We start from the raw sequence: 21,445 nt of genomic DNA, 5'->3' as shown, positions 1-21,445 counted from the left end.
TGCTCGCGATTGCAGCGTTACTGACTCGAAAAATCAGCCGGCCAGACCGACGAACATGTCCTGCACATCGTCATGGTTGTCCAGGCCTTCGAGGAACGCCTCGACTTCAGCCATCTGCTCGTCGCTCAGACCGCTGACCGGGTTCTTCGGCTGGTAGCCGAGTTTGGCCGACAGCACGGTGAAGCCTTGTTCCGGCAGGGCTTTCTGCACGGCATCGAGGTCGGTCGGATCGGTCAGGAACAGGGTCGCACCCTCTTCGCCCGCTTCGAAATCCTGCGCGCCGGCTTCGATCGCGGCCATTTCCGGATCGGCGTCCGGGGTGTCCGGCGACGCTTCGATCATGCCGACATGGTTGAAGTCCCAGGCAACGGAACCGGAAGCACCCAGTTGACCCTTGCGGAACGCCACGCGGATTTCCGCCACGGTGCGGTTGATATTGTCGGTCACGCACTCGACGATCAGCGGCACCTGATGCGGTGCGAAGCCTTCGTAGGTAACGCGATGGTATTGCACGGTTTCGCCCAGCAGCCCAGCACCCTTCTTGATGGCACGGTCCAGGGTTTCCTTGGGCATCGAGGCTTTCTTGGCCTGTTCGACCACCAGACGCAGGTGTGCGTTGGTGGCGGTATCGGCACCGTTACGCGCAGCAATGGTGATTTCCTTCACCAGTTTGCCGAAGATCTTGCCCTTGGCGTTGGCTGCCGCTTCTTTGTGTTTAACCTTCCACTGTGCGCCCATTACTCACTCTCTTGATCTGTGGCGCCGAGACATCTATTGGCCGACGCATGGCGGCAAGTTTATACGGCCTAAAGTCGGCAATCGACCAAAAAATCCGCTGCGGATCGACATCTTCTACGCGCCTTGTAGGGCGATTCTGAAAAACCGGTTTGCCATGTCCAATCAACGTCGCGTTTTCGTACCCTCTGTCGCCCGTATTGCCAGAACAGAGCCTGCCCGAATGCTCAATGACAAGGAAAGCCCGTTTTCACTGACCCTGGCCGAAGGCGGGATAAGCCTGCCGGTGCTGCGCTTCAGCGGTCATGAAGCGCTGAATCAGCCTTATCGGTTTGAAATCGAGGTCATGGGCCTGGCGCCCGCCTGGTCACCCGGCAGGCTGCTGCATCAGGCGGCGTTTCTGCACCTGGATGAGGATCACGGCATTCACGGCATCATTCAAAGTGCCAGCTGCGAACATCGCGCAACGCACCGGATCGCCTACCAACTGGTGCTGATGCCGCATCTGCAAGCGCTGGAGCAACATCCCGTACGCCGGGTCTTCACGCAACTGAGCGTGCCGGCCATCCTTGAGCAACTGTTGATCGAACATCACCTGCCCGCCCACAGCTACCGGATCGAGATGACCGTCGGCCACTATCCGCCGCGTCCGTTCTGCATTCAGTACGACGAAACCGATTTGGCCCTGTTGCAACGGCTTTGCGAAGAGGAAGGCATTCACTACCACTTCGAACATCAGCCGGACGGCCATGTGGTGGTGTTCGCCGATGACAGCCTGAGCCTGCCACAGCAACTGACGGCGATTCCTTTCAACACCCAGCTCGATGCGTCAACCAGCGGCCTCAGCAGCCTGTTCCAGCGGCATGAGGCGGTAATGCCTGCGATGCCTGCCGGCGTACGAGAGCGAGGGCGACCGATCAAGGGTCAGGAGGCCGCCAATCACACGCTGGGCAGTGCCGTCGCCCCACAGGAGTCTCTGCCAACTGCGCAACGTCACGCCACCCAGCGCAGTCGCCGTCTGCTCGAGCGCCAACGCTGCCGGTCGCGCTCGATTCAGGGCCGCAGCGATTGTCTGCGCCTGCTCAGCGGGCGCCTGTTGCAAGTCACGGAGCACCCGGTAAACGCCTTCAACGAGCAGTGGCTGATCACCGAGTTGCGTCATCAAGGCCAGCAACCTTCGATTCTCGACCCAGTTCCCACGGCTCGCCGCTATCACAACGACTTCACCGCGCTGCCCTGGTCGACCCCGTTTCGCCCGTCGCCGCAACAACCGCGTCCGCGCATTCCGGGGTATCACCCGGCGCAATTGCTCGGTGCGCCGGGGCAACCGGCGCAGGTGGACGATCAGGGACGCATGGCCGTCCGGTTATGGCCGGAGCATTCACGTAACGGTGCAAGCGAAGGGCTGTGGCTGCCGTTGGTCATGCCCCATGCCGACGCCTGCGTGCCTCGGGAAAATCTTCCCTGCGCCGGCAGCGAAGTCTGGGTCAGTTTTCTCGACAGCGATCCCGACCGACCGATCCTCTGCCTCGACGCCTGCCGGCCCCAACCGGCACAACCGAGAGAAACCGAGCCCGACGAGGACCTGTTGCTCGACTGGCTGCTCAACCGCTCCACCCCGCCGCGCTGACGCTCACGCCTTGTCGGCCTTGCCCGCCGCCGCCGCGAATTTCGCCAGACGCACGTCAAGGTGCCGGGGTCGCCGACCGTGATCCTCGGCGCGCTCCTTGCGGCGAATGGCGTTGCGCACCATCAGCGAGCCGAGGTAGCGGATCGGCTCCGGCGGAAAGTAACCCAGCGGCCCGTTGACCAGCGGCGAGCGTGTCCATGGGTTGTCGAGGCCCTGCACCAGCGAAGCGAGGATCTGCCCGCCCATGTGGCACGGCCCGACGCCGCTGCCGGAATAACCGAAACCGTAGAACACATTCCCGCTGGCACTCATCCGGCCGAAGAACGGCAGGCCGGTGACCGAGCGATCCGAGGGGCCGTTCCAGGTTGCGTCGACTTTCACATCGGCAAAGGCCGGGAAGAAGTCGTCGAGGCTGCGCTTGAGCAACCCGGTATAGGGCGAGGGCTGGTCGAACACCGGCAGCATCCGCCCGCCGTAAGCGAAGGTATTGCCGCCCTTGCCGAGCATGATCCGGCCGTCCGGGGTGTTGTGGTAGTAGTGCACGAAAATCCGCGAATCGAGCACGGTCACGCCGCTGGTCAAACCGATTTCCTGCAACAGATCCGGACGCGGTTCGGTGATCAGCATGTCGCTGGAGACGATCGCCACACTGCGCTCGAACTGCGGGAAAGCACGGGCCATCCACGCGTTCATCGCCAGCACCACGCGGTCGGCGGTCACCCGGCCGCTCGCCGTGTGAAGGCGCGCCGGACGGCCCTCCTCCAAACCGGTCATCGCCGTGCCTTCATGAATCCGCACGCCCAGTTGCAACGCCACCCGGCGCAAGCCGCGCACCAGTTTGCCCGGCTGTACGCTGGCGGCGGCCGGCGAGAACCAGCCTTCCAGGTGTTTTGCCGATCCGGCCATGCGCTGTACATCAGCGACCGGCCGCTGGGTAAACGAGTTGATGCCGTTGCGCTCCAGCGCCGCAATCACCGCATCGGTCGAGCCGCATTGCGCGCGGTTGGTCGCGGTGTAAAGCGTGCCGTCGAGGCGGTAATCGGCGTCGATGCCGTACTGCTCGCAGAACTCGCCGATGGCGTGGATGCTGCGCTCGGATTCCTTGACCAGCCGCACCGCCTCTTCGACGCCGAACAGTCGTTCCAGAGTGAAGTACTTCGCCGACCACGACAGCGCACAGCCGCCGTTGCGCCCACTGGCGCCGGCGCCGCAAATGTCGGCTTCGATCAGCAACACATCGAGTTCGGGGTTCTGCTGCTTGAGCATGATCGCCGTCCACAACCCGGTGTAACCGCCGCCGACGATGCACACGTCGGTGCGCACATCGCCTTGCAGCGGCGGGCAAGGTTCGGACGTGTCGAGCTGCAAAGCCTGCTCCAGCCAAAACGGTCTCATGAAAATTCTCCGGTCAGTCGGCCACGGCACAGCCTGCCGCGAATGCCGCAGCAGGCCGCGAGGCGAGGGTTTTCAGTTACGCAGGGGTTTGATGGTCAGGGCGCGGTTGGGCACGTAGGCACGTGGTTCCATGACGCCGACCGGGCGGCTGTTCCAGTGCGGAATCAGCACCAGCGCCGAAAACAGCGCGCAACCGGCGAACACGATGAACACCGTCACCGAGTCGAAGTAACCCGGCAGCAAACCACCGAGCACCGCACCGACCGAGCCGCAGCCGTTGACGAACCCCGCCGCCGTGGCGCCGGCCCTGGCCTTGCCGAAATCGATCGCGGCCGCGCCGCTGATCATCGAGTCCGGGCCGTACAGGGTCAGGCCCATCACGAACAGCAGTGCGACCACCAGCATCACGCTGCCGGTGTGCAAGGCGCCCATGAACAGCGCGAGGGTCACGGTCAGCGCCAGCAGACTCAACACGCAGGCCGGCATGCGGCGGGCGCCGAACAGTTTATCCGAGGCGAGGCCGATCATGATGGGACCCAGCAGGCCCGCCAGTTCAAATGCCGTTGGAATGATCGCTGCGCCGACCTTGCCGACTGAAGGCATCTGCTCGAACACAATCACCGGCCCCCACAGCAGAATCGCGTAACGCGCCGGTTTCAACAGGAAATACGCCAGACCCAGCACCAGTACCGTGCGGTTGCGCAGGATTTCCTTGAGCGGCTCCCAGACGCTGAGTTTGCTGTTGGCTTCGGCTTCCTCGGCGCTGATGACCGGCTCCGGCTCCACGGCGGGCAGGCCAACGTCTTCCGGCTTGTCGCGCTGAAAGATGAAGAACAACACCGCCACCACCGCGACCACCGCCGCGCTGGAAATGAACGCCGCGTGCCACGAACCAATCAGCGTGTAGGCCCACCAACCGGCGAACGGCGAGGCCACCAGACCGCCGAATGCATAGCAGGAACTCCACAACCCCAGCACGCGCCCGCGCTGTTCGGAAGGGAAGAAACTGCCGAGGTTCTTGCACAACCCCGACCAGCCGGTGGACTGCGCCAGCCCCTGAATCAGCATGCAGGTGGCGAAGATCGGCAGCGTCGCGAAACTGCCCATCACCAGCGCCGCAGCGGCGGAAATCAGCAAACCGCCGAGTACCACGACCCGTGGGCCGAAGCGGTCGGCGAGCATGCCCCAGGTGAACTGGCCGATGGCGTAGGCCGCCAGGTAAATCGCGTCGAGGTTGGCCATGGCCATTTTGTCGAGGGTGAAGATGGGGTCTTCGGCGATGCCCAGTTTGGCCACCGAAAAGGCTTTGCGGGTGAAATAGAACGCGGCGTAAGCGAGCCAGGTGACAGCGAAGATCTGCATGCGCCAACGCGCAAGGGTGCCGATGTGCTTGTTCATTGTGGTTCTGACCTCAGGGTGTGAGTGTGCCGGCAGAATCGATAAGTAAACGCCTGTGTTTTTATTGTTGAGCACTGCGATATCACCCCGTCCCTTCGGCGATACCGGTCAGATGAGTCCTGGTGTTGCACGCACAGGCTCATGGCCAACGTCGCTGCCCAACCGGGCAGTCAGCGTTGGCGTGAGCCGATCAAAGCAATTACTGTTTAATAAATAAAATCGATTTATCGTATTTCACACATAAGCTCAGCTTGTTACTGGTGTCAGAACATGTCGGTTTCCCATGCCCAGCTCAAAGCCTTTCACGCCGTGGCCGTGCACGGAAGCTTCACCAAGGCCGCCGAGCGGCTTTATCTGACGCAGCCGGCGATTTCCGACCAGGTGCGCAAGCTGGAAGAACGCTTCGGTGTGTTGCTGTTCCATCGCAACAAACGCTCGGTGCGCCTGACCGATTTGGGCGAACGCTTGCTGGCGATCACCCAGCGTCTGTTTGTGGTCGAGGCCGAAGCTCAGGAGTTGTTGCAGGAGTCTCAGGCCTTGCAGACCGGCAGCCTGATTCTGGCGGTGGATGCGCCGGTGCATGTGTTGCCGCAGATCGCCCGGTTCTGCGAACGCTACCCGGGGATCAGCGTAAAGATCGAGACCGGTAACACCGATGAATCGCTGTTCCGACTGTTCAACTATCAGGCCGATCTGGCGTTGCTGGGTCGCGATGTCAGCGATGAACGCCTGCTGTGTGTGCCGCTGCGCAACGACCCGATGGTGGCGTTCGTCTCCCGCCATCATCCGTGGGCCGAGCGTGAATCGATCTGCCTGGAAGATCTGGACGACACGCCGCTGGTGCTGCGCGAACACGGCTCGGTGACCCGCCAGACCCTGGAAGAGGAAATGGCCCGCGCCGGCTTCCGCATCCGCCCGGCGATTCAGGTCGAAGGCCGGGAAGCGGCGCGGGAGGCGGTGGTGGTGGGGATTGGCGTGGGGGTGGTGTCGGCGGCGGAGTTTGGTGCTGACTCGCGGGTTTGCGCGTTGCCGATCACCGATTGCACCCGGCGCTTGACCGAGACGCTGGTGTGCCTGCGCGAGCAGAGTTCGCGGCGGGTGGTGGCGACGTTTCTGGATATGGTGCGCGAAAGCCTGGTGTAGATCGTTCCCCCGTCGAGGCGTCGAACCGTCCGCGTGGGAACGATCTGGTGGGTATCAGTTGGGGGCCAATCCGAAAAACGCCTGAATCAACCGCAATTCCCGCCGGCGCTCCACGCAGCCGATCATGTGCCGGTTCACCAGCCCTTCTCCGGCAATGGGAATCGCGACGACACGGGGGTCATGACTGACCTCCACCGATGACACCACCCCAACCCCCAACTCAGCCGCCACCGCTTCCGTCACCGCCTCGCGACTGTCCAGTTCCAGCAACACCCGTGGACTGACCGACGCCTGGGCACAGGCCTGATCAAACGTGCGCCGGGTAATCGAACTCGGCTCGCGCAAGACCATGATCACCTGATCCAACTCCTTGAGCCTGACCTCGCCGGAACGTGTCGCCCATGGATGCCCCGCCGGCACCAGCGCGCAGATCCGCGATTCACTCAATGCTTGCAGATGCAGCCCTTTGCGCGGCTCGACCTCGGTCAGCACCGCCACGTCGGCGTGCTCGGACAACAACGCCGCCAAGGTTTCCTGAGCATTGCCCAACCGCAGATTCACCGTGATCCCCGGATAGCGCGCCCTCAGGCTGGCGAGCATCGGCATGACCATGTGCGGGCCGTCCGCCGCCACCTCAAGGCGTCCGGTCAGCAACTGCCGATTGGCTTCCAGCAACGCTTGGGCCTCCTCGGCCATGCCGAACATTGCCCGGGTGATCGCCGCCAGTTTGGTGCCCTCCTCGGTCAGCTCGACCCGGCGCGCCGTGCGTCGCAACAGGGTGATCTGGTAATGCTCCTCCAGCGCCTTGATGTGCCCGGTGACCGCCGGCTGGCTGATGAACAACCGCGCGGCGGCACGGGTGAAGCTGCCTTCACGGGCCACGGCGTCGAAGGCGCGGAGCTGGAACAGGTTCATGAATAACCCTCACTGATGGCTGGCATAACAACAAACAATTTGATTGATGATCCGCCCAATTGCAACGTAGGCCCCGTAGCTTCATCCCACAGCGCAATCGCGAGGACACACGAATGAGTACTGCCGCCCCCATCCTGCTCACTCCCGGCCCGTTGACCACTTCGGCCCGCACCCGCCAGGCGATGATGGTCGACTGGGGTTCATGGGATGACCGCTTCAATCAACTGACTGCCAGCCTGTGCGAACAACTGCTGGCGATCCTCAACGGCGCCGCCACCCACCACTGCGTACCGTTGCAGGGCAGCGGAACATTCGCCGTCGAAGCCGCGATCGGCACCCTCGTCCCCCGCGACGGCAAGGTGCTGGTGCTGATCAACGGCGCCTACGGCAAGCGTCTGGCGAAAATCTGCGAAGTGCTCGGCCGCTCGTTCAGCACCTTTGAAACCGCTGAAGACGAACCGACCACCGCCGCCGACGTCGACCGCCTGCTGCGCGCCGACAACGACATTACCCACGTAGCGCTGATCCACTGCGAAACCAGCACGGGCATTCTCAATCCGCTGCCGGAAATCGCTCAGGTCGTCGAACAACACGGCAAACGCCTGATCATTGATGCAATGAGCTCGTTCGGCGCGTTACCGGTGGATGCACAGAAAATCCCGTTCGACGCGCTGATCGCCGCCTCCGGCAAATGCCTGGAAGGCGTACCGGGCATGGGCTTCGTGTTTGCCCGCAAGGAATCCCTGGCCGCAGCCGCCGGCAATTCGCCTTCGCTGGCGATGGACCTGTTCGACCAGCACAGCTACATGAAGAAGACCGGCCAATGGCGCTTCACCCCGCCGACCCACGTGGTCGCCGCGCTGCACGAGGCGCTGCTGCAATACAACGAAGAAGGCGGCCTGCCCGCGCGGCATGCGCGTTACGCCGCCAACTGCCAGGCGCTGATGGAAGAGATGGGCAAACTCGGCTTGCGCAGTTTCCTGCCTGCTGCGATTCAGGCGCCGATCATCGCGACCTTCCACGCACCGAAAGATCCGCGCTACCAGTTCAAGGACTTCTACGAACGGGTCAAGGCCAAGGGTTACATCCTCTACCCCGGCAAGCTGACCCAGGTCGAAACCTTCCGTGTCGGCTGCATCGGCCACGTCACCCCGGCGCAGATGCGCGAAGCCGTCGCGGCGGTGGGTGAAGTGCTGCGCGAGATGGAAGTCCTGGAAATTTAAGCAACACCACAAATCCCCTGTGAGAGCGGGCTTGCTCCCACAGGTACACCGAACGCCCAAACAACTCATTCCTGCAGGATTTCTCCATGAACTACAACAACCCTACCCAGCTGCAAGCCGCCATCCTCGACTGGGCCGGCACCGTGGTCGACTTCGGTTCCTTCGCACCGACCCAGATTTTTGTCGAAGCCTTCGCCGAGTTCGACGTCCAGGTTTCCATCGAAGAAGCCCGGGGCCCGATGGGCATGGGCAAATGGGATCACATCCGCACCCTGTGCGATCAGCCGCAGGTTGCCGAGCGCTATCGCAAGGCGTTCGGCCGCACCCCGACCGACGATGATGTCACCGCGATCTACAACCGCTTCATGCCGCTGCAGATCGAAAAAATCGCCGAGCACTCGGCGCTGATTCCCGGCGCGCTGGAGACCATCGCCCACCTGCGTCAGCAAGGCATCAAGATCGGTTCCTGCTCGGGTTATCCGAAGCAAGTGATGGACAAGGTCGTGGCACTGGCCGCCACCAACGGCTACATCGCCGACCACGTCGTCGCCACCGACGAAGTGCCGAACGGCCGCCCATGGCCTGCGCAAGCGCTGGCCAACGTGATTGCGCTGGGCATCGACGATGTCGCCGCCTGCGTGAAGATCGACGACACCGTGCCGGGGATTCTTGAAGGCCGTCGCGCCGGGATGTGGACCGTGGCGCTGATCTGCTCCGGCAATGCGCTGGGCCTGGATTACGCAGGTTACCGCGCACTGGGCATCGACGCGCTGGCCAGCGAACGCAAGCGCATTCACGCGCTGTTCGAAGGTTCGCGCCCGCACTACATGATCGACACCATCAGCGATCTGCCGGAAGTGATCGCCGACATCAACAAGCGCCTGGCCAACGGCGAGATGCCGCAAAGCAGCTGATTGCATCCATCGCGGCAAACAAAAACGCCAGTGTCTGCCCGACACTGGCGTTTTTTCATGAGTGTTTTCAGCTAAATCGCTGACTCAGCTCAGTGAAAGCTTTTTTAGCCTCGGGCAAACGCGCCAAAGGGGATTACAGTTAAGGCATGCCGTCGCAGAACGGCACGCTTGAGCCCTGAACCGTGAGGAACGCCGTATGCCGTGGACAAACTCCGAGTCACGTTACAGCACCGTATCGATCCTGTTGCACTGGCTGATGCTGGTGCTGTTGGTGCTGGTGTACGCCAGCATGGAATTGCGCGGGCTGTTTCCCAAGGGCAGTGGTGGTCGCACGCTGATCCGCGAAGTGCATTACATGCTCGGGCTGACTGTGTTCGTGCTGGTGTGGTTTCGCCTGTTCGCTCGCAGCCTGGGGCCTGCGCCGAAAATCTTTCCGGCTTCGCCACAGTGGCAAACCACCCTCGCACGCTTGATGCACTGGGCGTTGTACCTGTTCATGATCAGCATGCCGATTCTCGGCTGGCTGATCACCAGCGCTGAAGGTCATCAGGTGATGTTCTACGGTTTCGACCTGCCGTTGCTGGTGAGTGAAGACAAGGTGTTCGCCAAAGACGTTGAACACTGGCATGTGCTGATCAGCACCATCGGCTACTGGCTGATCGGCCTGCATGCGCTGGCGGGCATCTATCACCATTACGTGGTGCGCGATAACACGTTGCTGCGGATGATGCCCAAGCGCAGCCAGGGTTAACCGTCGAATCCGCGCCGGCCCTGCAAGCCGCCGGTGTGGACGAAGATCAAGCGCAAACCCCGGGCAAAGCGGCCCGCCTCGATCTGTTGTTTGAGCGCCAGCAAGGCCTTGCCGGTGTACAGCGGTTCGAGGGGAATGCCGCTGGCTTGCTCGGATTGCGCGATGAACTCAAGCAACGTCGGATCGACCTTGGCGAAACCGCCACGGCTGGCGTCGATCAGCTCAAAGCCTCCGGTGTCACCGACAATCGCCTCGACATTGGCCGCGACGCCGTGATCGTCGGGCACAGCCATTGCGCCATACACCGCACGTTGGCCTGCCTCGGCCAACACCAATCCCGCGAGCGTGGTGCCCGTGCCGCAGGCCAGCCACCAACCGTGGTAGTCGTCCCAACCAAGCTTGCCGAGTTGTTCACTGACCTGGTCCTTCAGCGCCGCGCAACCCTGCGCCCCCGGCAAACCGCCGCCACCTTCGGGCACCGGATGCAGCGTCTGATATTGCTCTCGCCACGGCTGCCAGAACCCCGGCTCGTGCCGCGCCCGATAACCGCCGTAACCGAGCCAGTGCAACTGCATGCCGAAATCCTGCAGATCCCTGACCGTCGGGTTGTCCTGCGGATGCCCGCGCAATAACCCGACCGTTGTGAATCCCAGGCGTTTGCCCGCAGCCGCCAGCGCATGCAGATGATTGGAGTGCGCACCGCCCAGGCTGATGATGCCTTCGGCACCCGCGCGGTCGGCGGCCTTCAGATGTTCGACGAGTTTGAACCACTTGTTGCCGCTGATCAGCGGATCGATGCGGTCTAGACGCAGGATCGCGACTTCAATGCCGGCGGCAGTGAGCCAGTCCAGATGAAAGGGATCGAGGGGGGCTTGAGGTAGCCAGTCGGTGGGAGGCAGAAACATGAAGGCCGGCTCTGTGCAAAGAGCCGGCATTCTAGGGTGGATCAGAGCTCGGCGGCCAGACGCGAGCCCTGATTGATCGCACGCTTGGCATCCAGTTCGGCCGCCACATCGGCGCCGCCGATCAGGTGCACGTTCTGCCCTGCTGCTATCAGACCGTCGTGCAGCTCGCGCAGCGGATCCTGGCCGGCGCAGATGACGATGTTGTCCACCGGCAGCACTTGCGGCTCGCCGGTTTCGCCGATGCGGATGTGCAGGCCTTCGTCGTCGATCTTCAGGTATTCGACGCTGTTGAGCATCTGCACCTGCTTGTTCTTCAGACCGGTGCGGTGAATCCAGCCGGTGGTCTTGCCCAGACCGTCGCCGACCTTGGACTTCTTGCGTTGCAGCAGGAACACGTCACGGGCCGGTGCGTGCGGTGCAGCCTTGATCCCGGCCACGCCACCACGGGCTTCCAGATTCGTGTCGATGCCCCACTCTTTCCAGAACGCAGCGCGATCCTGACTGGTGGCCACACCTTCATGGACGAGGAATTCCGAGACGTCGAAACCGATACCGCCAGCGCCGATCACCGCCACACGCTTGCCGACCGGTTTGCGCTCGAGCAGCACATCCAGGTAGCTCAGCACTTTGGCGTTCTCGACACCCGGAATCGCCGGCAGACGCGGCGCAATACCGGTCGCCAGAATGACTTCGTCGTAACCGCCCTCGACCAGTTTCGCCACGTCGACGCGGGTGTTCAGGCACACCTCGACGTTGGTGGTCTGCAGTTTGCGTTTGAAGTAACGCAGGGTTTCGTAGAACTCTTCCTTGCCCGGCACACGTTTGGCGACGTTGAACTGGCCGCCAATCTCGCTGGCCGAATCAAACAAGGTCACCTGATGCCCGCGCTCGGCGGCCACGGTGGCAGCGGACAGACCGGCAGGACCGGCACCGACCACGGCGATCTTCTTGATCTGCTTGACCGGCAGGTAGTTGAGCTCGGTCTCGTGGCAGGCACGCGGGTTGACCAGGCAACTGGTGAGCTTGCCGCCGAAGGTGTGATCGAGGCAGGCCTGGTTGCAGCCGATGCAGGTGTTGATTTCGTCGGCGCGGCCTTCGGCAGCCTTGTTGACGAAGTCCGGGTCGGCGAGGAACGGCCGCGCCATCGAGACCATGTCGGCATCGCCTTCGGCAAGAATCTGCTCGGCAACTTCCGGGGTGTTGATGCGGTTGGTGGTGATCAGCGGAATATTCACCGAGCCACGCAGCTTGGCCGTGACCTTGCTGAACGCCGCACGCGGCACTTTGGTGGCGATGGTCGGGATCCGCGCTTCGTGCCAGCCGATGCCGGTATTGATGAGGGTTGCGCCGGCCTGCTCGATGGCTTTGGCCAGGGTGACGATTTCTTCCCAGGTGCTGCCGCCTTCCACCAGATCGAGCATCGACAGACGGAAGATGATGATGAAGTTCGGGCCGACCGCTTCACGTACGCGGCGAACGATTTCCACCGGCAGGCGCATGCGGTTTTCATAGCTGCCGCCCCAACGGTCAGTGCGGTGGTTGGTGTGGGCCGCGAGGAACTGATTAATGAAATAACCCTCCGAGCCCATGATCTCCACGCCGTCGTACTCGGCAGTCTGGGCCAATACCGAGCAAGTGACGAAATCGCGGATCTGTTTCTCGATGCCTTCCTCGTCCAGCTCTTTGGGCTTGAACGGGTTGATCGGCGCCTGAATGGCGCTCGGTGCGACCTGTTTCGGGCTGTAGGCATAACGGCCGGCGTGGAGGATCTGCATGCAGATCTTGCCGCCCGCATCATGCACGGCGCGGGTGACGATGCGGTGCTTGAGCGCTTCTTCCTCGGTGGTCAGCTTGGCCGCGCCCGAGTACACACCGCCCTCGTCGTTCGGGCCAATACCGCCGGTGACCATCAGGCCGACGCCGCCACGGGCACGCTCGGCGAAATACGCCGCCATGCGTTCGAAACCACCCGGTTTCTCTTCCAGGCCGGTGTGCATCGAGCCCATCAAGGTGCGGTTGCGCAAGGTGGTGAATCCCAGGTCCAGCGGGGCCAACAGGTGCGGGTATTGAGTGGCGGTCATCGTTAACTCCACAGCGAGCGATCACGGAAAATGCGGGAGCTCTGCGTCCCCCGTCAGTCATGTTCGACAGATTAGGAGTCGCATCGCTGTCACTCAATGACCGTAACTGACAAGTTATTGATCCAAATGCGCAGCGCCCCTTGGCAAGCCGGGGCTGGCGCCCTACCCTGTCCGCACACCCTGTACCCGGTTGTTGTTGGATTTCATGCGCAAACTTCTGTACCTGACTTTTTCCATGGCGCTCATCGCCGCGCTCACCTTCTACGCCATGTGGGCGGCTGACCGCCCGACCGGTCATTACCTGTCGGACCTGCGGATCAAACTGGCGGTCGATCAGGGCACGCCCGCCGATCGCGGCAACCTGCTGGGCATCCAGCCCGAGCTGTTCCCCACCGACTACCAAAGCCCCGAACGCCTGCACCGCAAGCTCGCCGCCTATTTGCAGCAGGCGCAGGATCAGGGGCTGTTGAATGATAAAACCGTGGTCATCCTGCCGGAGCATGTCGGCACCTGGCTGATGATCAGCGGCGAGAAAGACGAGCTGTACCAGGCCGCCACCCTCGCCGAAGCGATGAACTGGCTGGCGGCGAGCAACCCGGTGCAGTTTGCTCGCGCCTGGCTCGCCGCCAAGGGCAGCAGCCGTCTGGATGACGCGCACCTGCGCATGAAGTCCCGGGACATGGCCAAGGACTATCAGGCTCTGTTCGGTGGATTGGCCAAGGAGTTCCACATCACCCTGGTGGCCGGCTCGATCGTGTTGCCTGAACCGAACATTACCGACGGCCGGCTCAAGGCCGGCAGCGGCGCGCTGTACAACAGCACGGTGGTGTTTGGTCGTGACGGCGCGCCGCTCGGCCAGCCACAGCGGCAGATGCGTCCGGTCTTCGATCAGGATGACTCCGGCACCCGAGAAGCTTCGCGGTTCAATGTGATCGACACCCCGGCCGGACGCCTCGGCGTGTTGATCGGCAACGACAGCTGGTACCCGGACAACTACCGCAAACTCGACGAGCAAGGCGCGCAGCTGATCGCGGTGCCCGCGTTTGTCGTCGGTCATGGCGTGTGGGATCAACCCTGGAAGGGTTACAAAGGCTCGAGCGTGCCGGACTCGGTCAGCCTGAAACCGGGAGCAGTCAGTGTAGGCCAGGCCTGGCACCAACTGACCCTGACCGCGCAACCGCCGGCCAGCAAGGCGCTGGCCGGTATGAGTGTGTTTCTGCGCGGGCAGTTCTGGGACAAGCCGAGCGCCGGGCAAAGTTTCCTCAGTAGCAACGGCCAGCAATTCGCCGACAGCGAAGCCCGCGGCGCGCGCCTGCTGAACCTCTGGTTGTAAACCGTGAAGCCGCTGCCGATGCGTCTCGGGGATCTGTCGGTGGGCTTCGTCCACAGCCTGGCCGATGCCGTGCGCAGCCATGAGATCGACCCGCTGCCATTGCTCGAACAGTACGGTTTGGACACCGCACGACTGGCCGAAGCCGGGGCGCGCCTGTCGATCCCGCGCTACATGCGCCTGGGGCATGGCGCGATCCAGCTGACCGGCGACCCGGCACTGGGTTTGCGCATGGGCCGGCTCAGTCGCCTGAGTCAGGCCGGGCTGGCCGGTGTCACCGCTGCGCAGGCACCGACCGTACGCGAAGCCGCTCGCTGCCTGACTCGCTTCGAGCCCTTGTACGGCTCCAACTATCGTGGCCAGTCGAGTTTCCACGAGGACGCCAGCGGTGCTTGGCTGCGGTTCTACTCGATCAGCCCGTACAACGCCTACAACCGCTTTGTGGTGGATTCGATCATTGCCGGCTGGCTGCATCAGCTGTCGAGCGTCAGCCCTGAGCCCTTGCGCGCCGAACGGATCGAGATCGAATTCGACAGTCCGGATTATCGCGACGCTTATGCCGTACTCGGCGAATGCCCGATCCAGTTCGGCGCTGAACACAATCAACTGCGCCTGAGTCTCACCAGCCTGGCCCAACGCAACCCGGAGCATTGCCCCAGCACCTGGAAACATTTGCTCGGTTTGTGTGAACGGGAACTGGAACAACTGACCCGCACCCGCAGCCTGCGCGAACGCATCACGCAATTGCTCGGGCCGTTGCTCAATGGTGGCCGGGAACCCGACCTGGAAGAAGTGGCGACACGCCTGAAGCTGCCGACCTGGACGTTACGGCGCAAACTGGCCGAGGAAGGCACGCAGTTTCGCGCAATCCTCAATGACACCCGCCGTGATCTGGCGATGACCTACATCCGCGACACCGAACTGACATTCGGTGAAATTGCCTACCTACTGGGCTTCGCCTCGGCCGAAGCTTTCCAGCGCGCCTTCAAGCGCTGGAACGGCCAGACACCGGGCGAATTTCGCCGCAGTCACCGCAAGACAGGCTGACGCCTTACAGCTCGGTGGCGTCTTCCGCAGGCTCTGGTGAATCCAGCTCAAAGGCCTGGAATTCGAGCAGTTCTTCTTGATAGTCATCCATTGCGTAATCCCCCCTGACGCTTGCTTGAAATGGCCTGGAACAAATGACCAGTGCCTCGAGCATAAAGTGCCCGTGTGAAGGAAAAATGAAACACGGCCTTCATGAAATAAACGTAGCAGGCGGTCAGGAATTTATCGCGGGATATTTTTCGACGAGGCTTGCAGGAAGAAGCTCAAGGGAGACAACAAAACGCCACGCGTCCGACAGGAGTCGGACGCGTGGCGTGAAGTTTACTGCCCGGAGGCAGGCATGGCCGGAATCGGCTCGGAGGGCGGCGGTATGTCCGTCGGATTGGCCGGTGGCGTGATGGTTTCCGTGGCGGGCGCAGGCTCGGTAACCGGTGCTGGGGTAATCGGCGCCACTTCCGCTGGCGGTGCTACCGGCTCGGAACTGGCCGGGGTCGCTTCTGCAGGCGCTGGCGCAGGTGCTGCAGCGGGCTCGGCGGCCGGTGCTGGGGCCGGGTTCGGTTCAGCCGCGGGGGCTGGAGTCAACGGAGCCGACGCCGCTTTGGCTTCCGGCACACCCAGGTCGGTCTTCGGTTTTTCGGTGATGTGCGCGGCCTTCTTCGCTTCGGCCGGCAGGAACAGCTCGACCAGCGTGAAGAAGCGCTCGTAGAACTTCTGCGACGACACGGTTTCACTGGCGACCTTGACCATCGAATCGTCAGACGAGCCGATCGGCATCGAAACCGAGCCCAACACGCCGACACCGAGGCTGGCCGAGTTGTTGGTCTTCTTCAGCGCGTAGCGGTCCTGCAGGGCATTGGCGAACACGGTGGCGTGATGGCCGGCGCTGCCATCATCGGCGCATACCACGTTGAAGCTGATCTCCAGGTGGGTTTCGCCGGTCTGCTGGAAGCTCTTGTGTCCGCTGACCAGTTTCGGGTCATTGCTGGTAATGATGTAGCCCTGGCTGAGCAACGCTCGGCGGGCCGCTTCGCAACTGGCGGTGTCGGTCACCGGGTAATTGCGCGAAAAGGTGCCGGAGTCGTCGAAATTCTCATGCTCGTAGATGGGCTTGTCCTTGGAGCAGCCGGCAGCGGCGGTCAGCAACAACGCCAACCCGATGAAACGCACGGGAATAGAATTCAACATTAAACATCCTGAGGGAAAACGGTCCGGGGCGTATTGTGCAACAGATCGCTGCCCCGCGGCGTATGGATTAGTGTCTTAAAACAGTTACAACTCTATCGACCTTCAGTGGCAGGAAAAAGTCGCGCCGATAAATGATCGATGAACACCCGCAACTTGGCGGTTGCATGCCGGCTCGACGGCCACAGCACCCAGAACTGTCCGACGTGCTCCAGATGCTCATCCAGCACGCGCTGCAGGCGACCCTGCTGCCGCGCCTCAAGGATCATGAAATCCGGCAGACAGGCGATGCCCATGCCCGCCAGCGCTGCATGCCGCACGGCTTCGATCGACGTACTGACCAGGCGTGTCGGCAGGGTCGGTTCGGGAGCGCCCTCCTCGCGTCTGAGCGGCCAGGGCTCCAGTTTGCCGGTGGCGTGAAACGTATGGCGCAGGCAGGCATGTTCAGTCAGATCGGTCGGAGTCAGCGGCTCGCCGCGCTCGCGCAGATACGCGGGACTGGCCACCAGCACCCTATGAAACTCGCCCAACGGTCGCGCCATCAGTCGCGAGTCTCGCGGTTTCCCCGTTCGAATCACTGCGTCGAAACCTTCTTCAACCACATCAACCATGCGATCGGTCAGGTCCAGATCCAGTTCGATCTGCGGGTACAGCGCCATGAATTCGTTCATGACCGGCATCACCAGGTCATGCACCTGCGGCAGGCTGACCCGCAACTTGCCGTGAGGCGCCGCTGCGGCATCGCACAGTTCAAATTCCGCCGCCTCCACTTCGGCGAGGATCTTGCGGCAACGTTCAAGAAACAGCGCGCCTTCACTGGTCAGCGTGATGCTGCGAGTGGTGCGGTGAAACAACCGCACATTGAGTCGTGCCTCCAGTCGGGCAATGCTTTTGCCGACCGCCGACGAAGACACGCCCTGCAAGCGGCCGGCCTCGGTAAAGCTGCGGGTTTCCGCCACCTGCACAAACACTGAAATACTGCCCAGGCTGTCCATTCATCCCTCCCTGATTCACGACATTCTTGTCCGAGATGTTCGGAACCCTAACCTGTTTTTCCCGAATGTGCAGCGCCCTACCCTATGGCCTTCGTCTTTCTCGGCAAAAGGGATGCTGGATCATGAACGATGCGCAACTCACCTCTACACCGCTGACCAATAGCGTCCAGCACGATGAACGACTACCGCTGGGCACACTGCTCGCGCTGGCCACCGCCGGCTTCATCACCGTGCTGACCGAGGCGATGCCCGCCGGCCTGCTGCCGCAGATGAGCGCGGGGCTTGATGTCTCTCAGGCACTGATCGGGCAACTGGTCACGCTGTACGCCATCGGTTCGATGCTGGCGGCGATTCCGCTCACCATTGCCACCCGAGGCTGGCGCCGACGCCCGCTGCTGCTGTCGGCCATTGGTGGATTTGCCATCGCCAACAGCATCACTGCACTGTCGGAACTGTACTGGCTGACCCTGATTGCACGCTTGATCGCAGGCGTGTTCGCCGGGCTGCTCTGGGCTCTGCTGGCCGGGTACGCGAGCCGGATGGTCGCACCTCATTTGCAGGGCCGGGCGATTACGGTGGCCATGCTCGGGGCGCCGCTTGCGCTGTCGCTGGGCATTCCGGCCGGGACGCTGCTGGGCACGGCGGTCGGCTGGCGTCTGAGCTTTGCGATCATGACCGGGCTGACGTTGCTGCTGGTGATCTGGGTGCGCTGGCAAGTGCCGGATTTCGCCGGTGAACGCGCCGGAAAGCGCCTGCCACTGCGTCAGGTGTTTACCTTGCCGGGCGTGCGATCGGTGTTGTTTGTGACTTTGTCCTACGTCGTCGCGCACAACCTTCTGTACACCTACATCGCGCCCTTTCTTGAACCGTCGGGACTTGGCGGAGAAATCGACCGGGTGTTGCTGGTATTCGGCCTGGCGTCGGTACTGAGCCTGTGGATCGTCGGCAGCCTGATTGATCGCTGGCTGCGTCAATTGGTTCTGGTCAGTGCGGCGCTGTTCCTGCTGTCGGCGATTGCACTGGGTCTGTGGCGCGAATGGCCGGGCGTGGTCTACACCGCCACCGCCGTCTGGGGCCTGGCATTCGGCGCGATGCCCTCGCTGTTGCAGACGGCCCTGGCGAAAACCGCCAGGGAGGCTGCCGACACCGCGCAATCGATGCTGGTGACCCTGTGGAATGTCGGAATTGCCGGCGGCGGGCTTGCGGGCGGTCTGTTGCTGAACAACCTGGGCGTCGGGAGTTACCCGTGGATTGTCGCGGGTCTGTTGCTGTTGACCCTGTATGCGACCGTCAATGCCCCGAGCCATGGCTTCCCGAACGCCGGATAGCGCGCATAAAAAAGCCCCGGATTTTCATCCGGGGCTCGGGTCTTGCGGCTCAGCCAGGCATCAGAAACGCTTGATGTCGGCTTCGGCTTCCAGCTGCTTGCGGTACGCCGCGAAGTCTTGCTGGCCCACACGCGAGGCGAGGAAGCGACGGTATTGCGCTTTCTCTTCATCGGTCGGAGCCGCTGCTTCGTTCACGCCGTTAAGACGCACGATGGTCAGGCTACCGTCCGCCAGCTTCACGCTGGTGAAGGTCGGCTTGTCCTTGGCGGCCGGTTTCGGCATGCGGAACAACGCTTGGAGCACCGCTGGATCAACGCCTTCCTGAGCGCGGTTCGCCGCTTCAGTGACTTTCCAGCTCTGACCGTCCACCGCCTTGTCCAGCGGGGTCTTGCCATCACGCAGACTGGCGATCAGTTGCTCCGCCTTGGTCTTGGCAGCCGCGCTGGCATGCTCTTTGGTCAACTGGGTGCGAATGGCGGTGGCCACGCTTTCCAGCGGCAATTGAGTCGGCTTGAGGTGCTCCTTGGCGCGCAGCACGATCACGGTTTCCGGATCCAGCTCGATGGCGGTGCTGTTGGCACCCTCTTCCAGCACTTCGGTGCTGAACGCGGCCGTCACAACGGCACGGTTGGCTGCAACGCCTTCGCCACCTTCACGGCCGAACGGCTTGGAGGTGTGCACGGTCAGTTTCAGATCCTGCGCCGGCTGGGCCAGGTCGGATGCTTCGAACGAAGAGTCTTCCAGTTGCTTGGTCGCCTCCACGAAACGCTGCTCGACCTGCTGGGTTTTCAGCTCGCGGGTCAGCTTGTCTTTCAGGCTGGCCAGAGTCGGCACTTCAGGCGCCTCGACACCCAGCAGCTTGATCAGGTGGAACCCGAAGTCGGTGCGAACCGGCTCGGAAACCTGATCCTTGTTCAGCGAATACAGGGCTTTCTCGAAGGCTGGGTCGTAAACGCCAGGACCGGCATAACCGAGGTCACCGCCATTGTTGGCCGAACCCGGATCCTGCGAGAACTCCTTGGCCAGCGCTTCGAACTTCTCGCCCTTGGCCAGACGCGCCTGGACTTCTTCGATCTTCGCCTTGGCCTGGGCTTCGGTGGTCTTGTCGTTGACTTCGATCAGAATGTGCGCCGCACGACGCTGTTCCGACAGGTTGGCGATCTCTTTCTGATACGCCGCCTGCAGGTCTTCGTCCTTGACGGCGACCTGGTCGAAGAACGAAGCCTTCTTCAACTCCAGGTAATCGATGACCACTTGATCCGGGGTCATGAATTCCTTGGCGTGCTCGTCGTAGTAGGCCTTGACCTCGTCATCAGTCAGCTTCACGGCCGAAGGGTCAGCCTTGATGTTCAGCGTGGCGAAGTCGCGGGTCTGTTTTTCCAGACGGGCGAAGGCCAGCACCTGAGCGTCGGTCACGAAACCGCTGCCCGCCACACCGGCGCGCAGTTGGCCGATCAGCATTTCCTGAGCCAGCATCTGGCGGAACTGCATGCGGCTGTAGCCCAGTTGACGGATCACCTGATCGAAACGGTCGGAACTGAACTTGCCGTCGACCTGGAATTCAGGCGTCTGCAGGATCACTTGGTCCAGGGCCGCTTCGGAGAAAGCGAATTTCGATTGTTCTGCGCCTTGCAGCAGCAGCTTGCGATCGATCAGACCCTTCAGGGCCGATTCGCGCAGCATTTTTTCGTCCAGCAAGGAAGCGTCGAAGTCCTTGCCCAGTTGTTGCATCAGCTGACGGCGTTGCATATCCACCGCCTGGCTCAGCTCGTTCTGGCTGATTTCTTCGCCGTTGACCTTGGCCGCCTCATTCTTGTGAGTCGTGGCCTGGAAAATGGCGTCGAAACCGGTCAGAGCCATCAGTGCAACGATGACCCCGATAATGGTCTTGGCAATCCAGCCTTGTGAATTGTCCCTGATATTCTGCAGCATGCGTCCCCCAGAAACGGTTGAACTTCAAAATTAGGCAACCGTGGAGCGTGGGTAGAATCCGGATAGAAGAAAGGCGCATCCGAGGATGCGCCTTCTCGTAACTGGCGGAGCGGACAGGGCTCGAACCCTCGATCCCGGTGTGACAGGCAGCTATTCCAACCGCCTGCTCTACCGCTCCGCTGCCAAGTCAGGCATGACCCCGACCCGGATGGGTAAAAACCTGAATCAAACTTAGTTGACGGCTTCTTTCAGGGCTTTACCGGCTTTGAAACCTGGTTTTTTGGCTGCCGCGATTTCCAGAGTCTTGCCGGTCTGTGGGTTACGACCGATGCGAGCTGGACGATCAGTCACGGAGAAAGTACCGAAACCAACCAGAACAACGGAGTCGCCAGCCTTGAGAGCGCCAGTGACGGATTCGATTACAGCGTCCAGCGCACGGCCAGCAGCAGCTTTCGGGATATCAGCGGATGCAGCGATAGCATCAATCAGTTCCGACTTGTTCACTCTAAGTCCCCTTATATCTATTTGAGTATGATTCTAA

General features: G+C 62.1%; 19 protein-coding genes. 8 read left to right on the top strand and 11 right to left on the bottom strand.

Annotated elements, in window-relative coordinates:
- Window positions 1-33: 33 nt before the first annotated feature.
- Entirely contained in the window at window positions 34-738 is a 705-nt protein-coding gene (locus tag CAG25_RS23600) for a YebC/PmpR family DNA-binding transcriptional regulator (protein WP_011335021.1), read from the bottom strand.
- Window positions 739-958: 220 nt separating this feature from the next.
- Between CAG25_RS23600 and CAG25_RS23595 the strand changes: the two genes are divergently transcribed.
- Window positions 959-2,365 carry a type VI secretion system Vgr family protein gene (locus tag CAG25_RS23595; protein WP_085612706.1) on the top strand — a complete coding sequence of 469 codons (1,407 nt, stop codon included), beginning with the start codon at window positions 959-961 and terminating at the stop codon, window positions 2,363-2,365.
- A gap of 3 nt (window positions 2,366-2,368) precedes the next feature.
- Here CAG25_RS23595 and CAG25_RS23590 read toward each other — a convergent pair whose 3' ends face one another.
- Complete coding sequence (locus tag CAG25_RS23590) at window positions 2,369-3,766, bottom strand: FAD-dependent oxidoreductase (protein ID WP_178076491.1); 1,398 nt, start codon at window positions 3,764-3,766, stop codon at window positions 2,369-2,371.
- A gap of 66 nt (window positions 3,767-3,832) precedes the next feature.
- The gene (locus CAG25_RS23585) at window positions 3,833-5,158 is read right to left on the bottom strand and encodes an MFS transporter (protein ID WP_085612708.1); all 1,326 of its coding nucleotides are present in this window, start codon (window positions 5,156-5,158) and stop codon (window positions 3,833-3,835) included.
- Window positions 5,159-5,428: 270 nt separating this feature from the next.
- Here CAG25_RS23585 and CAG25_RS23580 point away from each other — a divergent pair, with 270 nt between their 5' ends.
- Entirely contained in the window at window positions 5,429-6,301 is an 873-nt protein-coding gene (locus tag CAG25_RS23580; RefSeq protein WP_064597834.1) for a LysR family transcriptional regulator, read from the top strand.
- Between the two features lie 54 nt (window positions 6,302-6,355).
- Here CAG25_RS23580 and CAG25_RS23575 read toward each other — a convergent pair whose 3' ends face one another.
- Window positions 6,356-7,216 (bottom strand): LysR substrate-binding domain-containing protein, encoded by an 861-nt coding sequence (locus CAG25_RS23575; protein ID WP_085612709.1) that lies wholly within the window; start codon window positions 7,214-7,216, stop codon window positions 6,356-6,358.
- 113 nt (window positions 7,217-7,329) lie between these two features.
- Between CAG25_RS23575 and CAG25_RS23570 the strand changes: the two genes are divergently transcribed.
- The 3 genes from CAG25_RS23570 to CAG25_RS23560 all read left to right on the top strand — a co-directional run bounded on the left by CAG25_RS23570 (window position 7,330) and on the right by CAG25_RS23560 (window position 10,104).
- Window positions 7,330-8,439 (top strand): 2-aminoethylphosphonate--pyruvate transaminase, encoded by a 1,110-nt coding sequence (locus CAG25_RS23570; RefSeq protein WP_085612710.1) that lies wholly within the window; start codon window positions 7,330-7,332, stop codon window positions 8,437-8,439.
- A gap of 86 nt (window positions 8,440-8,525) precedes the next feature.
- Window positions 8,526-9,353, top strand: a complete 828-nt coding sequence (gene phnX / locus CAG25_RS23565) for a phosphonoacetaldehyde hydrolase (protein WP_085612711.1) — start codon at window positions 8,526-8,528, stop codon at window positions 9,351-9,353.
- A gap of 196 nt (window positions 9,354-9,549) precedes the next feature.
- Entirely contained in the window at window positions 9,550-10,104 is a 555-nt protein-coding gene (locus CAG25_RS23560) for a cytochrome b (RefSeq protein ID WP_064597845.1), read from the top strand.
- On the opposite strand, the gene CAG25_RS23555 is transcribed toward CAG25_RS23560, so the two are convergent.
- Window positions 10,101-11,009, bottom strand: a complete 909-nt coding sequence (locus tag CAG25_RS23555; RefSeq protein WP_085612712.1) for a 1-aminocyclopropane-1-carboxylate deaminase/D-cysteine desulfhydrase — start codon at window positions 11,007-11,009, stop codon at window positions 10,101-10,103. The two genes, CAG25_RS23560 and CAG25_RS23555, sit on opposite strands and share 4 nt — an antisense overlap.
- A gap of 41 nt (window positions 11,010-11,050) precedes the next feature.
- Window positions 11,051-13,090, bottom strand: coding sequence for an NADPH-dependent 2,4-dienoyl-CoA reductase (locus tag CAG25_RS23550; protein WP_085612713.1), 2,040 nt, complete (start codon window positions 13,088-13,090; stop codon window positions 11,051-11,053).
- Window positions 13,091-13,295: 205 nt separating this feature from the next.
- Between CAG25_RS23550 and CAG25_RS23545 the strand changes: the two genes are divergently transcribed.
- Both CAG25_RS23545 and CAG25_RS23540 read left to right on the top strand, forming a co-directional pair.
- Window positions 13,296-14,423, top strand: a complete 1,128-nt coding sequence (locus CAG25_RS23545) for a nitrilase-related carbon-nitrogen hydrolase (RefSeq protein WP_085612714.1) — start codon at window positions 13,296-13,298, stop codon at window positions 14,421-14,423.
- 3 nt (window positions 14,424-14,426) lie between these two features.
- Entirely contained in the window at window positions 14,427-15,467 is a 1,041-nt protein-coding gene (locus CAG25_RS23540) for an AraC family transcriptional regulator (protein ID WP_085612715.1), read from the top strand.
- A 4-nt stretch (window positions 15,468-15,471) separates the two neighbouring features.
- On the opposite strand, the gene CAG25_RS28700 is transcribed toward CAG25_RS23540, so the two are convergent.
- The 3 genes from CAG25_RS28700 to CAG25_RS23530 form a co-directional block, all read right to left on the bottom strand.
- The gene (locus tag CAG25_RS28700) at window positions 15,472-15,621 is read right to left on the bottom strand and encodes a hypothetical protein (protein WP_178076487.1); all 150 of its coding nucleotides are present in this window, start codon (window positions 15,619-15,621) and stop codon (window positions 15,472-15,474) included.
- Window positions 15,622-15,788: 167 nt separating this feature from the next.
- Window positions 15,789-16,652, bottom strand: coding sequence for a DUF2242 domain-containing protein (locus CAG25_RS23535; RefSeq protein WP_085612716.1), 864 nt, complete (start codon window positions 16,650-16,652; stop codon window positions 15,789-15,791).
- A gap of 92 nt (window positions 16,653-16,744) precedes the next feature.
- The gene (locus CAG25_RS23530) at window positions 16,745-17,644 is read right to left on the bottom strand and encodes a LysR family transcriptional regulator (RefSeq protein WP_085612717.1); all 900 of its coding nucleotides are present in this window, start codon (window positions 17,642-17,644) and stop codon (window positions 16,745-16,747) included.
- Window positions 17,645-17,766: 122 nt separating this feature from the next.
- On the opposite strand from CAG25_RS23530, the gene CAG25_RS23525 reads away from it, so the two are divergent.
- Window positions 17,767-18,972, top strand: coding sequence for an MFS transporter (locus CAG25_RS23525; protein ID WP_085612718.1), 1,206 nt, complete (start codon window positions 17,767-17,769; stop codon window positions 18,970-18,972).
- Window positions 18,973-19,032: 60 nt separating this feature from the next.
- Here CAG25_RS23525 and CAG25_RS23520 read toward each other — a convergent pair whose 3' ends face one another.
- Both CAG25_RS23520 and CAG25_RS23515 read right to left on the bottom strand, forming a co-directional pair.
- Window positions 19,033-20,904, bottom strand: coding sequence for a SurA N-terminal domain-containing protein (locus CAG25_RS23520; protein WP_085612719.1), 1,872 nt, complete (start codon window positions 20,902-20,904; stop codon window positions 19,033-19,035).
- Between the two features lie 231 nt (window positions 20,905-21,135).
- A complete protein-coding gene (locus tag CAG25_RS23515; RefSeq protein ID WP_002552737.1) occupies window positions 21,136-21,408 on the bottom strand; it encodes an HU family DNA-binding protein in 273 nt (90 codons plus the stop codon).
- Window positions 21,409-21,445: the final 37 nt, after the last annotated feature.

The sequence above is a fragment of the Pseudomonas sp. B16(2017) genome (genome assembly GCF_002113205.1).
In the GTDB taxonomy this organism is placed as follows: domain Bacteria; phylum Pseudomonadota; class Gammaproteobacteria; order Pseudomonadales; family Pseudomonadaceae; genus Aquipseudomonas; species Aquipseudomonas pharyngis.
This window is presented reverse-complemented; position numbering and strand designations above follow the sequence as displayed.

Excerpts from the sequence above, each read along its gene's own strand:
- CAG25_RS23520 (WP_085612719.1), bottom strand. The coding sequence starts at position 20,904 with ATGCTGCAGAATATCAGGGACAATTCACAAGGCTGGATTGCCAAGACC.
- CAG25_RS23585 (WP_085612708.1), bottom strand. The coding sequence starts at position 5,158 with ATGAACAAGCACATCGGCACCCTTGCGCGTTGGCGCATGCAGATCTTC.
- phnX (WP_085612711.1), top strand. The coding sequence starts at position 8,526 with ATGAACTACAACAACCCTACCCAGCTGCAAGCCGCCATCCTCGACTGG.
- CAG25_RS23570 (WP_085612710.1), top strand. The coding sequence starts at position 7,330 with ATGAGTACTGCCGCCCCCATCCTGCTCACTCCCGGCCCGTTGACCACT.
- CAG25_RS23535 (WP_085612716.1), bottom strand. The coding sequence starts at position 16,652 with ATGTTGAATTCTATTCCCGTGCGTTTCATCGGGTTGGCGTTGTTGCTG.
- CAG25_RS23550 (WP_085612713.1), bottom strand. The coding sequence starts at position 13,090 with ATGACCGCCACTCAATACCCGCACCTGTTGGCCCCGCTGGACCTGGGA.
- CAG25_RS23560 (WP_064597845.1), top strand. The coding sequence starts at position 9,550 with ATGCCGTGGACAAACTCCGAGTCACGTTACAGCACCGTATCGATCCTG.
- CAG25_RS23575 (WP_085612709.1), bottom strand. The coding sequence starts at position 7,216 with ATGAACCTGTTCCAGCTCCGCGCCTTCGACGCCGTGGCCCGTGAAGGC.
- CAG25_RS23600 (WP_011335021.1), bottom strand. The coding sequence starts at position 738 with ATGGGCGCACAGTGGAAGGTTAAACACAAAGAAGCGGCAGCCAACGCC.
- CAG25_RS23555 (WP_085612712.1), bottom strand. The coding sequence starts at position 11,009 with ATGTTTCTGCCTCCCACCGACTGGCTACCTCAAGCCCCCCTCGATCCC.
- CAG25_RS28700 (WP_178076487.1), bottom strand. The coding sequence starts at position 15,621 with ATGCTCGAGGCACTGGTCATTTGTTCCAGGCCATTTCAAGCAAGCGTC.
- CAG25_RS23580 (WP_064597834.1), top strand. The coding sequence starts at position 5,429 with ATGTCGGTTTCCCATGCCCAGCTCAAAGCCTTTCACGCCGTGGCCGTG.
- CAG25_RS23595 (WP_085612706.1), top strand. The coding sequence starts at position 959 with ATGCTCAATGACAAGGAAAGCCCGTTTTCACTGACCCTGGCCGAAGGC.
- CAG25_RS23530 (WP_085612717.1), bottom strand. The coding sequence starts at position 17,644 with ATGGACAGCCTGGGCAGTATTTCAGTGTTTGTGCAGGTGGCGGAAACC.
- CAG25_RS23545 (WP_085612714.1), top strand. The coding sequence starts at position 13,296 with ATGCGCAAACTTCTGTACCTGACTTTTTCCATGGCGCTCATCGCCGCG.
- CAG25_RS23525 (WP_085612718.1), top strand. The coding sequence starts at position 17,767 with ATGAACGATGCGCAACTCACCTCTACACCGCTGACCAATAGCGTCCAG.